Source organism: Mesorhizobium sp. WSM4887, assembly GCF_029625865.1.
Lineage (GTDB): Bacteria > Pseudomonadota > Alphaproteobacteria > Rhizobiales > Rhizobiaceae > Mesorhizobium.
On sequence record NZ_JARTVP010000001.1, the window covers coordinates 1,153,425 to 1,165,230 of the forward strand.

The 11,806-nt window shown below is 63.3% G+C and carries 11 protein-coding genes; 7 read left to right on the forward strand and 4 right to left on the reverse strand.

The features are described from left to right. The first annotated feature begins 37 nt into the window (after positions 1–37). Both P9230_RS05510 and P9230_RS05515 read left to right on the forward strand, forming a co-directional pair. Positions 38–1,138, forward strand: coding sequence for a TRAP transporter small permease subunit (locus tag P9230_RS05510; protein WP_278117751.1), 1,101 nt, complete (start codon positions 38–40; stop codon positions 1,136–1,138). 3 nt (positions 1,139–1,141) lie between these two features. Next, positions 1,142–2,512 (forward strand): TRAP transporter large permease subunit, encoded by a 1,371-nt coding sequence (locus P9230_RS05515; RefSeq protein WP_095779517.1) that lies wholly within the window; start codon positions 1,142–1,144, stop codon positions 2,510–2,512. A gap of 373 nt (positions 2,513–2,885) precedes the next feature. Here P9230_RS05515 and P9230_RS05520 read toward each other — a convergent pair whose 3' ends face one another. Beyond that, the gene (locus tag P9230_RS05520) at positions 2,886–3,704 is read right to left on the reverse strand and encodes a hypothetical protein (RefSeq protein ID WP_128294359.1); all 819 of its coding nucleotides are present in this window, start codon (positions 3,702–3,704) and stop codon (positions 2,886–2,888) included. A 230-nt stretch (positions 3,705–3,934) separates the two neighbouring features. Further along, entirely contained in the window at positions 3,935–4,609 is a 675-nt protein-coding gene (locus P9230_RS05525; RefSeq protein WP_127216267.1) for a hypothetical protein, read from the reverse strand. Between P9230_RS05525 and P9230_RS05530 the strand changes: the two genes are divergently transcribed. Continuing rightward, the gene (locus P9230_RS05530) at positions 4,582–5,100 is read left to right on the forward strand and encodes a MarR family transcriptional regulator (protein WP_278117756.1); all 519 of its coding nucleotides are present in this window, start codon (positions 4,582–4,584) and stop codon (positions 5,098–5,100) included. The genes P9230_RS05525 and P9230_RS05530 overlap by 28 nt on opposite strands. Before the next feature lie 181 nt (positions 5,101–5,281). Here the strand turns inward: P9230_RS05530 and P9230_RS05535 are convergent, their stop codons facing one another. Together P9230_RS05535 and P9230_RS05540 are read right to left on the reverse strand one after the other, a co-directional pair. Beyond that, entirely contained in the window at positions 5,282–5,947 is a 666-nt protein-coding gene (locus P9230_RS05535) for an aldolase (protein ID WP_278054411.1), read from the reverse strand. Continuing rightward, a complete protein-coding gene (locus P9230_RS05540) occupies positions 5,944–6,957 on the reverse strand; it encodes a LacI family DNA-binding transcriptional regulator (protein ID WP_245322509.1) in 1,014 nt (337 codons plus the stop codon). The genes P9230_RS05535 and P9230_RS05540 overlap by 4 nt, the downstream gene beginning before the upstream one ends. A gap of 220 nt (positions 6,958–7,177) precedes the next feature. On the opposite strand from P9230_RS05540, the gene P9230_RS05545 reads away from it, so the two are divergent. The 4 genes from P9230_RS05545 to otnK are packed head-to-tail and all read left to right on the forward strand — an operon-like array spanning position 7,178 to position 11,607. Then, positions 7,178–8,491 (forward strand): MFS transporter, encoded by a 1,314-nt coding sequence (locus tag P9230_RS05545; protein WP_067320488.1) that lies wholly within the window; start codon positions 7,178–7,180, stop codon positions 8,489–8,491. Positions 8,492–8,523: 32 nt separating this feature from the next. Beyond that, positions 8,524–9,495 carry an L-threonate dehydrogenase gene (gene ltnD, locus P9230_RS05550; RefSeq protein ID WP_278117758.1) on the forward strand — a complete coding sequence of 324 codons (972 nt, stop codon included), beginning with the start codon at positions 8,524–8,526 and terminating at the stop codon, positions 9,493–9,495. A 28-nt stretch (positions 9,496–9,523) separates the two neighbouring features. Then, positions 9,524–10,333, forward strand: a complete 810-nt coding sequence (gene otnI / locus P9230_RS05555; RefSeq protein WP_127245913.1) for a 2-oxo-tetronate isomerase — start codon at positions 9,524–9,526, stop codon at positions 10,331–10,333. Continuing rightward, positions 10,330–11,607 carry a 3-oxo-tetronate kinase gene (otnK, locus tag P9230_RS05560; protein ID WP_278115345.1) on the forward strand — a complete coding sequence of 426 codons (1,278 nt, stop codon included), beginning with the start codon at positions 10,330–10,332 and terminating at the stop codon, positions 11,605–11,607. The genes otnI and otnK overlap by 4 nt, the downstream gene beginning before the upstream one ends. Positions 11,608–11,806: the final 199 nt, after the last annotated feature.

Genomic DNA, 11,806 nt, shown 5'->3' on the forward strand with positions numbered 1-11,806 from the left:
CCGGACGGGCGCTCGCTCCTGCAGCAGGCGTTCGCCGATGCCTTCCCTAACATTTGTGCTGCCGCACTGGCTCTACTGGTTAACCCTCGCGGTCTTTCCGCTGGCCGCCGTTCATTTTGTCCATCGAGAACGGGCACAGCGTGATCCCGGCCGTCCAAACCTGTTTCTTGCCTATCTGTTCCTGGTCACAGCCGGCTTCCTCGGCATGCACCGCTTCTATCTGAAGAGCAGGTGGGGATTCATTTTTATCCCGTTCTTCATCGCGGTACTTTGGACAAGCACCCAGGTGCGCGATGGACGCGAGGCAGTTTCACTCGCGCGATCCCAGAGCGAGCACGCCGAGAGACTGTTGCCGCGTGCCAAGGCAGATACGGCAGCCAACAAGCAGGGGGCTGCCGATCGACTTGCAAAAGCTGAGGCTGAGGCCGCGGCGGCGCGCAACAATCTGACGGCGGCCGTTCACGGGCTCGAGTGGGACAGCAGCATCAGCCGGATTGCGGGACTTCTGCTCGGTCTCATTATTGTCGGCGACGCCCTTCTCATACCCGGTCTTGTGCGGCGCGCCCGCGCCCGTGAGACTGGGCGCGCCGCAACCCACCATAAGATCGTCGTCGATGTGCCCGCGACGCCCGTCAAACAGCCTCTTGCGCCATTTAGGCCGGTCGACTGGCTTATAAGAGTGACAGGCGAGTTCGTCGCCTATTGGTCGGTCCTCGCGGTCATGGCGTACTATTACGAGGTGGTCGCCCGCTTCGTTTTCAACTCCCCGACCAACTGGGTGCACGAGAGCATGTTTCTGATGTTCGGTATGCAATACATGCTGGCTGGGGCCTATGCCTATCGCGATGAGACCCATGTCAGGGTCGACATCGTGTACAGCCACCTCTCCGAACGTGGCCGGGCGATCTGCGATATCATCACCTCGGCATTCTTTTTCCTGTTCGTGGGTACAATGCTCGTTGCCGGCTGGCGTTTTGCCAGCGACGCGATGGCGGTGGGCGAGAGTTCTTTCACCGAGTGGGGTATTCAATATTGGCCGGTGAAGCTGGCGATTCCTGTTGGCGCCGCGCTGCTGCTGCTTCAAGGCGTGTCTCGCCTGATGCGTGACATCGCGACCGCAACAAGAAGGCTCCGCTAAGCCATGGGTCTCGAGCTTCCAATCCTGTGGCTGAGCATCCTCATGTTCGGCGGACTGGGCGTTCTTTTATTGCTCGGGCTGCCAATGGCCTTCTGCACGGGCAGCCTCGCCGTTCTCTTCCTCTTCTTATTCGGTAATGCGGCCATGCTGAACATGCTGCCGTCGCGGATTTTTCCCTTCATGACGGATTATCAGCTCTCGGCGGTGCCGCTTTTTATCTTCATGGCCGCGATCCTTCAGAAAGCGGGGATCATCGAGGAGCTGTTTGACGTCGTCTATAAATGGCTGGGTGGGCTGAAAGGCGGACTTGCCTCGGCCACCATAATCTCGTGCACCCTGCTCGCAGCAATGGTTGGGGTCGTCGGTGCGACGGAAGTGACAATGGGCATGATCGCTCTGCCAGCGATGCTCCGCCGCAACTACGACGCAAAGCTCGCCTGCGGTTCGCTGCTCGCCGGAGGAACGCTTGGCATCCTCATACCGCCTTCGGTGATGGCGATCGTCTACGCCGTCGTCGCGCAACAGTCGTTAGGCGAGCTTTTGATCGGGTCGGTATTCCCAGGGCTGCTGCTGTCTGGGATGTATGTCGTCTATGTCACGGCGCGCTGCTACATCAACCCCAAGCTCGGCCCGGCTTTGCCGCCGAGCGAGCGCATCGGCTTTGGGGAGAAGCTGAGGCTTCTGCGCCGCACGTTCATGCCCATTCTGCTCATCCTGCTTGTGCTCGGAGTCATCTTCCTTGGCATAGCAACGCCTGTTGAAGCCGCCGGCATCGGCACATTCGGTGCTTTCATCGTCTGCGCCGCCCATCGCCGCCTGACTTGGGACACGATCCGGGAAGCCGGCGTGGCGACCCTCAAGGCGACTGCGATGGTGATGTGGATATTCTTCGGAGCCACCATGTTCGTCGGCTTCTTCATCCTGAAGGGCGGGCAGAGCTTCGTCGCCGAATCCATTCTCGGAACTGGATTCGCGCCTTACGGCATTCTTGTTCTGATGATGATCATCCTGTTCGTCCTGGGCATGTTTCTGGACTGGGTGGGCATTCTCCTTCTCACCGTACCGATATTTCTGCCCATCCTTAAGTCCCTCGAATTCGGCGGTACGTTCGGCTTAGCCGGTGTGGCTCCTGAAGACGTGCCGCTGTGGTATGGCGTCATTTTCATGGTCAACATGCAGATGGCGTTCCTGAGCCCACCGTTCGGCTATTCACTGTTTTACTTGAAGAGTGTCGCGCCACCGGAGATATCGATGGCGACGATCTTCCGATCCGCTGTTCCCTTCTTATGCCTGCAGGCGATCGGAGTAGGGTTGTGCATCGTGTTCCCCTCGATCGTCATTTGGCTGCCGAAGCTCATGTACGGAGGCGGTTGACCGCACACGTCTTTGGCGGTTCGACGCCGACTCAACAATCGAAGGTTCAGCGCTTCAGAGGCGCCGCTCGCCTGCAGAAGCTGCTGATCTTGAGGCCTGTCCGCGCACTCCATGCTCCTGCCGGGCGCCATCATCCCGCCCACGCAAATAGCTGGGAGACGAGACATCCCGCTTTGGATTGCGTATCTTGACGTTCAGCTTTTCCTGGGCCTGCCGTCTGGTCGACTTGGTGTTTGGACAAACTGAAGAGCGACAGAGTTGTACGGCCCCAATGTATGGGTGGTCAGCGGGGACTTCGCCGGCTTCGTGTCCTCACCTGCAACGCAAAGCAGTTTAGCATCCGAGGATAGCGCTATGTCGATCGGCACGGGGGTCAGGTTGGCCGCCAGCACGCGGATCGTGTTGCCGCGACGAAAGGCAATTGCTGCCACGCCTGGCCAATCACTCGAAATCCCATAGCGTTCGACGCCGGCGGCCTCAGCGATTTGGGCATGGACGGCTTGCAAGGTCGTCGGGAGCCGTCCTCGTTCAAGAGACCGAAGGGGCCAGTCGGTGCTGCCAATATCAACCGCGCAGCGGCTGTCTCAGCGGCCCGGGCCGCGACGCCGACGGCAAAGGCGGCACCGAACAATGCCCGCTGACGCGGGTCGGTGCCGGCGGCGGGAACCCGGTTATTTCCGGGATTGGCTGCGACCGCCTCCCCATAGGGATTGTGCCGCAAGCCGATCGTGCAAGGCCCAAGCCAGATCGGCTTTCCGGGACACAATTGCCGTGCCGTCTCCATGACTGCAGGATAAACGGTCAGGGTTTCCATGACCGACTGCTCATCGGCGGCATGCACGATGGCGCTGTTGCCGAAGAAGACGAAATCCGCATTGCCGGTCGGCGGGTTGCGGTTGAATTCGGTGAATAGGGAGGGCGTACCAGCCCCAATCGGGCAAGCGCGACCGACAGCCCGCAATGCCTGCACGATCTCGTCAATCGGTCGCTCACCGTTAGGCAAATGGTTCGAGGGGCGTGTCTTGAATTCGCGCCGTGGTGAAACCAGAATGGCGCTCGGTTCAACGCCCGCCAAGCGAACCATAGCTGCAAGGGCCTGGGCCTCGGCCCCAGATTGGATCGCATCAAAGATCGCCTCGACCGCCAGCCGGGCGCCAAGCGCGCTCGCAAGCTCGGCTGCCTTTTCCAGCACGCGCCGATCATGCCCGCGCGCGCTGTCGAAGCGCAGTATGATCTCCGGCACCGGGCCAAGCGAAGCCGCGCCGGCGACGGCTGCCGGCAGTTGGTCGGGATCGACGAACAGCGCTATCGACGGCATCCGCCCGGCAGGCCCGCCAAGGGTCAGGGTTGCTGGACTGCGGATAGCCGGTCCAGGCGCCGATGTCTCGGCGCGCACGGAAACCGTGACGCGCTGTATGTCCTTTACACCTTTGCGAGCGGCCGCACATACGTCTTGAACGACGCGTCCGTCCAGTTGCGCTGGTCCTCCATCTCGAAGGCATCGCCTTCCATGGCGACGGCGCAGACCAGGCCGGGTGCTGGCTCGTGCGTCAGCGCTGAAATGTCGAAGGCAGGCTGGTCCGGGCTGATCAATTTGGGAAATGTCGTCTCCTCGATGCTTCCGTCGCTATGCCGGATGGTCAGCCTTTTGCCCGCCGCCTCTGAAGGATGAAGCACCACGAAACCGATGCGGTTGGTGGGGAAATCGGTGAGCGCCACGCCATCCGCTTGCAAGGTCAGCTCGCCCGACGCGTCGCCACGAATCTTCATGCGATAGGCGAAACGTCCCTGCGGGCCGGCGCAGAGTCCGTCATAGCGAAGCTCGAACGACGTGCCGTCCTCGGAAATTCGCATGTTGGAAAGCTCGGCCTTGTAAGTCCCCCAGGACGCATCGCGCGCGAGATAGTTGATCGCCCGAACCACCTCCACGCCGGCAAAACAGATCGTCCGCAGATTGCCGTCCTCGAGAACGGCGGTCAGCGGTCCGGCGGCAAGAAGCCTCCGTTGCGGAAGCGGCTCGTCGGTGCCGTAAAGCGCAAGGAGATCTTGAAGTCTGTAAACTGCGCCCCATGGAAACCGATCCGGACTCGTCCGCACGCAAAGCTCCCCCGGCTGTTCGCTGGGCGGACCTGGCCGACCTCATCCTCATCATTGCCCGTGAGATTCAGTTTCGCGGTTACAGGGACGAGAAAGCGCTGTCGCTGTCGCAATCGGAGGGCATGGTGATGCGCCACCTGGTTGCGCACGCTTCCGCAACGCCCAGCCAGATCGCGACGGCGACCGGGCTGCAGCGCACCAATGTTTCCACCGTGCTGCGCGACCTGGAAGGCAAGGGGCTGATCGAGCGCCATGTCGACCCGCAAGATCGCCGGGGCGTCAGCGTCCGTCGCACCCGGCGGGGAGCCCACAATTACGCCCTGGTGCGCAAGGAGTGGGCAACTGCCGTATCCGAGGCCGCCGGCGGCGACACACGCAAGCTCAATGCCGCGCTTGAGCTTCTCAGATCCATCGAAGCCGGCCTGACCGCAACGCGACCGATAGACAGCGACGGTCCGGGGCGACTGTCCGCCCGCCGCCGGAACGGCTAGTGCCGAACAGCGCGAGAGAGAAGCAATCTCGACCGCAACTCGGTAGCAGCCAGCCCTGTATCTCGTAAGGCTGCCGGCCGTCAGGACATCTTCAACAAGCGCACGCCCATAGCAACATGCTCAGGTAATACCCCCCAACCTATGCAATCCAGGAGCGCCTCACGAAGGTCGAAATCGGGTCTCAGTGGTCGTGCGCACCATGCTCCTGCAGCGAGAGCCCAAAAGTCCGCACCAGGTCGCTGACCTGCTCCGGTGAGAGGTAGCGGGGGTTGAGGCCGCGCAGAAGCAGATAGAGCTTTGCCGTTTCCTCCAGCTCTTCGGTAGCGAATACCGCTGCCTCGAGCGTCTCGCCCGCGACGACGGGACCATGGTTGGCGAGCAGCACCGAAGAGTAGCGTCCGGCGAGCCCTTTGATTGCATCAGCTACCGCAGGGTCTCCGGGACGGAAATATGGCACCAAAGCCGTCTGTCCGGCGCGCATGAGATAGTACGGCGTCATTGGCGGCAGGACCGACTTGGGATCGATCTCGGGAAGCATGGTGACGGCCACCGCATGGGTTGAGTGCAGGTGCACAATCGCACGCGCTGCTGCCCGCGTCTCGTAGAGGGCGGTATGCAGGGGGATTTCCTTGGTCGGCGCATCGCCCGCGACGAGCCGCCCTTGCGCATCGAGCTTGGCAAGGCGAGCCGGATCGAGAAAGCCCAGCGATGCGTTGGTCGGCGTCACAAGCCAGCCGCCGTCATCGAGCCGCAGACTGATATTGCCCGATGATCCCGGTGTCAGCCCGCGCTCGAATAGGGAACGGCCGAAGCGGCATATCTCTTCGCGAAGTTTGGCCTCGCTCATGTTGTGGCTCCCTCGATCAGTTCGAACCCGAGATCGATCTTCGTCGGCGGCCCGTCGGAGCAGACCAGCCGGGCGCCGGTCTCTCCGACCGCGACGCGTGGCGTCCGGATGGTGGAAAGCGGTTGCGGCGCCGCGCGGGCGACGTCCAGGCCGTTATAGCCGAAAATCGCCAACCGGCCGGGGATGGCGATGCCGCGGGCAAGGCAATGGAAATAACCGCCAATCGCCATGTCGTCGTTAGAGAAATAGACGGCATCGAGATTGGGGGCGCGCCCGAGCAGCCGGCCGAGACCCTCGCGCCCGGCCTCGATCGACGAAGATGAGGGAATGATTTCTTCCGCGGCGACTTCAAGGCCTGCCTCTGCGAGCGCCGAGCGAAATCCGGCGAAGCGTTTGGCGGCGCGCAGATCGCGGCTGAGATCGTGGCCCACATAGCCGATGCGCCGATAGCCGCGCGAGACCAGATGACGCGCGCTCGCGCCTCCCGCCTCGCGGTTGGAATAACCGACGACGATGTCGATGCCATCGCCATCGGAATCGAGCAGTTCGGCGACCCTGATGCGGGCGTGCCTGAGCATGGCCACGGTACGCTCGGTGTGTTCGAGCCCGGCCACCATCATGCCCGCCGGACGCCAGCTAAGCAGCGACTCGACGAGGGTTTCCTCGCGGCCCTGTTCGTAGTCCGTCACCGCGACGACAGGTTGGAACCCGGCGCCCACCAGCACCGTGTTGGCGCCGCGCAGCATGTCCGGAAAGACGATGTTGCTGAGCGACGGTATCACGATCCCGACCAGCTTGGAGCCGGTCGAGGCCAGCGTGCCGGCGATGCGGTTCGGCACATAGCCGAGGCTTCTCGCGGCATTGAGGACGCTCTCGCGTGTCTTGGCCGAAAATGAACCGTGCCCGCGCAACACGCGCGAGGCGGTGCTCTCGCCGACGCCGGCCGCGCGTGCGACATCGGTAAGGGTCGTCGTCCCCGTCGGCGTGCCGTCGGCCAGCTCGTCGGCCACTTTCGATCTCCCCGCTGGAGCGCGACGTCGCACTCGACCGTCCTCGCTTCCGTCCATCTCTTTTGCCATGTCGCGGCAACCTTTTCAAACAATTGTTGGCAGCGCTGCCACTTTTTCGTTGGCAGCGCTGCCAATCCATGTTATCCGGTTACGCAAGCGCTGCCAAAACCGCCACCGGCGGGGCGCGCTGACACCCCATTCACAGTCAAGGGAGGAACCAATGACCGTGCTTACACCTGCGCTACCGGCGCAAGCCGTAGCTGAAATCGAAACGAGGAGGACCGCCTACAGCAAGGTCTTCTGGCGCATCGTGCCGTTCCTGATGCTGTGCTACGTCGTTGCCTATCTCGACCGCGTCAATATCGGCTTCGCCAAGCTGCAGATGTCGGCCGACCTCGGCTTCAGCGAGACCGTCTACGGCCTCGGCGCCGGCATCTTCTTCATCGGCTATTTTCTCTTCGAGGTGCCAAGCAACGTCATTCTTCACAAGGTCGGCGCGCGCATGTGGATCGCCCGCATCATGATCACCTGGGGTTTGATCTCAGCTGGCTTCATGTTCGTCACGTCCGCGCCGACATTCTACCTGTTGCGCTTTCTGCTGGGCGTCGCCGAAGCCGGGTTCTACCCGGGGATCATCCTTTTCCTCACCTACTGGTATCCCTCGCATCGCCGGGCCAAGATCATCGCGGTGTTCATGTCCGCGATCCCGGTCTCGGGCATATTGGGCAATCCTCTTTCCGGCTGGATCATGGATTCGTTCGATGGCGCCCACGGCCTCGCCGGATGGCAATGGATGTTTCTTATCGAGGCGGTTCCAGCCGTCCTGCTCGGCATCGCTGTCTTGTTCTTCCTCGACAACGGCATTCGTCAAGCCAAGTGGCTGAGCGAAACGGAAAAGCAGGCCCTGGAAGAGGAGATCGCACGCGAGGAGCGTCACAAGGAGAGTGGGCATTCGGTAGCCGGTATCTTCCGCGATCGCCGAGTTTGGCTGATGTGCCTTATCTACTTCACCTTCGTGATGGGCCAGTACGGGCTGACTTTCTGGATGCCGACCCTGGTCAAGGCGACCGGCATCACCGGAAACTTCAATATCGGACTGATCAGCGCGATCCCCTTCATCTGTGCCGTCGTGGTCATGAATCTGTTCGGACGCAGCGCTGACAGGCATCGCGAGCGCCGTTGGCACCTGGTCGTTCCGGCACTGCTCGGGGCCGTCGGTTTCGTCGTCGCGGCCGCCAGCTCGAATCTGACGATCGCCATCGCCTTCCTGTCCGTTGCAGCGGCCGGAGCGATCACCTGTGCGCCGCTGTTCTGGTCGCTGCCGACGTCATTTCTCGCCGGGACAGGTGCCGCGGCAGGCATTGCGCTCATCAATTCGGTCGGCAATCTGGCCGGCTTTGTTAGCCCGTATCTCGTCGGCTATCTGAAGGATTTGACCGGCGCAACGCAGGTCGGCATGTATGCGCTCGCCGCAATCCTGGTGCTCGGCGCGGTCCTGGTGCTGACGACGCCACCCAAGCTGGTCAATCGCTAAACCGGATTGCGTTTCGAATAAGGATCTCCGTGATGACCGTTTATGATCGAAGCAAGGAAAACCCCGCCGGAGCAAGGACGAACCGGGCCGCCCTGATCGGCATCGGTTCCATGGGACTTGGCATGGCCATGTCGCTCAGGCGGGCCGGGTTTGAAGTGGCTGGCTTCGACGTGGACGCCGCGGCCATCGCCCGGCTCGTCGACGCGGGCGGCCGAGGCGCGGCAAGCCCCGCCGAGGCCGCTGAAGGTGCCGACGTCGTCGTGTCGGTGGTCGTCAACGCCGCGCAAACGGAGGCCATCCTGTTCGGTACGAACGGCGTCGCCGAAACCATGGCCGAGGGCGCGGTTTTCGTCTCCTCGGCCACGATCGATCCCGATGCGGTGCGCCGCCTTGCCACGCCGCTCGAAGCGACGGGACGGCTCTATCTCGACGCGCCGATCAGCGGCGGGTCGGTGCGCGCCGCCGAGGGTGCGCTCACCATTCTGGCCTCCGGCAGCCCTGCCGCCTTCGCCAGAGCGCGGCCGGCACTGGATGCAATAGCCGCCAACGTCTATGAACTCGGTGACGAGCCGGGCGTTGGTGCAGCCTTCAAGATGATCAACCAGTTGCTTGCTGGCGTGCATATCGCGGCGGCCAGCGAAGCCATCGCATTTGCCGCCCGGCAAGGGCTGGACATCCGCAAGGTCTACGAGGTGATAACTGCCTCCGCAGGCAATTCGTGGATGTTCGAGAACCGGGTGCCGCACGTGCTGGACGGCGACTACACACCGCGCAGCGCGGTCGACATCTTCGTCAAGGACCTCGGCATCATTCAGGATATGGCCCGCAACGCCAAATTCCCGGTGCCGGTGGCCGCGGCCGCGCTACAGATGTTCCTGGCGACCTCGGCGGCTGGAATGGGCCGGGACGACGACGCATCCGTCGCCCGGCTCTACGCAAAGATCACCGGCACCGAACTGCCCGCCACCCGCGAACCTGGCCAAACCGGCCTGACATCGGCCTGACATCGGCCTGAGGAAGACTGGATCGCCCATGCCCCGCTTTGCCGCCAACCTGACAATGATGTTCAGCGAGTGGCCGTTCCTGGATCGGTTCCAGGCGGCCGCCGATGCCGGCTTCCGTGCGGTCGAATTCCTGTTTCCTTACGAGCACACGCCCGAGGCGATCGGCGAGCGCCTTCGCAGATACGGTTTGACCCAGGCTCTGTTCAATTTGCCGCCTGGCGATTGGGCCGCCGGCGAGCGAGGATTGGCCGCCTTGCCCGATCGATTTGCCGAGCTCCAGGCCGCCGTGGCATTTGCCCTTCCCTACGCAGAGGCCACGGGCGTGAAGCGTCTGCATTTGATGTCGGGGCTCGCCGCTCGCGAGGACAGGGCGGCCGTGGATACCTATCGCAAAGCGATCATCTGGACCGCCGGCAAGCTTGCCGATCGCGGCATCGACCTGGTGATCGAACCAATCAATGGCCGCGACATGCCGGGCTATTTCCTCAATGACTTCGACTTTGCCGAGCAGCTCATCGGCGAACTGGCCCTGCCCAATCTCAAGCTGCAGTTCGATGTTTACCACCGCCAGATCCTGCACGGCGATGTCGTCATGGCGTTGCGCCGGCTGCTGCCGATCATTGGCCATGTCCAGATCGCAAGCGTGCCCTCCCGCCATGAGCCGACTTCGGAAGAGCTCAACGACCGGTTCATCTTCGCGGAACTGGACGGGCTGGGCTATGATGGTTTCGTCGGTTGCGAATATCGGCCCGGCGGCAAGACACTTGAGGGGCTCGGCTGGTTCGCCCCCTTTGCCAGCGGGCCCCTCCCCCAGGCCGGCATCGGAGTTTCGCCATGAGCCTCGCCCTCGGCGCAATTGCGGACGACTACACAGGCGCGTCCGACCTGGCCAACACGCTCGCCAAGGAAGGTCTTCGCACGGTTCAAACCATCGGCATTCCGGCCGCTGGTCTCGATCTCCCCGAGGTCGACGCGGTTGTCGTCTCGCTCAAGATCCGTTCGGTTGCCGCCGCGCAGGCGGTGGAGCGCGCCCGCGCGGCCGACCAATGGCTGCGCGCCCGCGGGGCAGCGCATGTGATGTACAAGATCTGCTCGACCTTCGATTCCACCGATGCTGGCAATATCGGCCCGGTGCTGGACGCCTTGCGTCACGACGTGGATGAGAAATCGGTTTTGGTGACGCCGGCCTTTCCGGAAACCGGCCGAACCGTCTACCAGGGGAATCTTTTCGTCGGCGCGGTGCCGCTCAACGAGAGTCCGCTCAAGGATCACCCGCTCAATCCCATGCGCGATGCCAATCTGGTGCGCGTACTCGCCCGGCAGAGCATGGCAGCGGTCGGGTCGGTCGACCTCGCGACGGTCGCGCGCGGCGCGGACGCGATCCGCGCGCGCAACGCGGCGCTTTCCCAAGATGGAGCCGGAGCGGCAATCGCCGACGCCGTCTTCGAGAGCGATCTTGAAGCGATCGGCGCGGCAGCCTTGGCACAACGCCTGTCGGTCGGAGCGTCCGGCCTGGGACTGGGTCTCGCCCGCGGCCTGGTCGCCGCCGGCACCGCGCGGCGCCATCAACGGACGGTGCTGCGGGACCGGCCGGTCGAGGGGCCTGCGGCGTGCCTCGCCGGCAGCTGTTCGCGGGCGACACTGACGCAGATTGCCCGCGCCGAAGAGACGATGCCCGTGCTGAGGCTCGATCCGGAAAGGCTGATGAGCGGAGTGGCGGAGACGCACCGTGCGCTCGCCTGGGCCGCCGCCCGCTTGGCCGATGGCCCCGTCCTCATCGCCAGCAGCGGATCGCCCGAGGTGGTTTCGGCGCTGCAGGCGCGGCATGGACGTGACGCTGCCGGTCAAGCGATCGAGCAGTCGTTGGCGACCATCGCCGAAGGTCTGGTCGAACTCGGCGTGCGCAGGTTGGTCGTGGCGGGAGGCGAGACGTCCGGCGCCGTCGTGGACCAGCTTGCCATTCCCGCCTTCGAGTTGGGCCCCGAAATCGCCGCGGGTGTCCCAGCGCTGCGTGCACTCGGCAGCCCGCACGGCGAGCTGCTGCTTGCCCTAAAGTCAGGCAATTTCGGCGGCGACCGTTTCTTCGCCGACGCCTTGGCCGTTTTGGCATGAGACGGAGTCTTGGCTGTACAAGGACAACTGAGAAGGTCGCGCCAAGGTCGAATGGCAGCGATGGATTCCGAAGAGGCCGCTCCTAAGAAGGTGATGCTCAATTTCGGCCGGCGGACCTGCCGAATGACGACAGCCAAGATCGCGCTCGGCCTGATGGCCGCGTTTGGCACCCCAGGCTGCCTCCGGCCCGCACGGGCAG

Excerpts from the sequence above, each read along its gene's own strand:
- P9230_RS05510 (WP_278117751.1), top strand. The coding sequence starts at position 38 with ATGCCTTCCCTAACATTTGTGCTGCCGCACTGGCTCTACTGGTTAACC.
- P9230_RS05515 (WP_095779517.1), top strand. The coding sequence starts at position 1,142 with ATGGGTCTCGAGCTTCCAATCCTGTGGCTGAGCATCCTCATGTTCGGC.
- P9230_RS05530 (WP_278117756.1), top strand. The coding sequence starts at position 4,582 with ATGGAAACCGATCCGGACTCGTCCGCACGCAAAGCTCCCCCGGCTGTT.
- P9230_RS05535 (WP_278054411.1), bottom strand. The coding sequence starts at position 5,947 with ATGAGCGAGGCCAAACTTCGCGAAGAGATATGCCGCTTCGGCCGTTCC.
- P9230_RS05545 (WP_067320488.1), top strand. The coding sequence starts at position 7,178 with ATGACCGTGCTTACACCTGCGCTACCGGCGCAAGCCGTAGCTGAAATC.
- ltnD (WP_278117758.1), top strand. The coding sequence starts at position 8,524 with ATGACCGTTTATGATCGAAGCAAGGAAAACCCCGCCGGAGCAAGGACG.
- otnI (WP_127245913.1), top strand. The coding sequence starts at position 9,524 with ATGCCCCGCTTTGCCGCCAACCTGACAATGATGTTCAGCGAGTGGCCG.
- otnK (WP_278115345.1), top strand. The coding sequence starts at position 10,330 with ATGAGCCTCGCCCTCGGCGCAATTGCGGACGACTACACAGGCGCGTCC.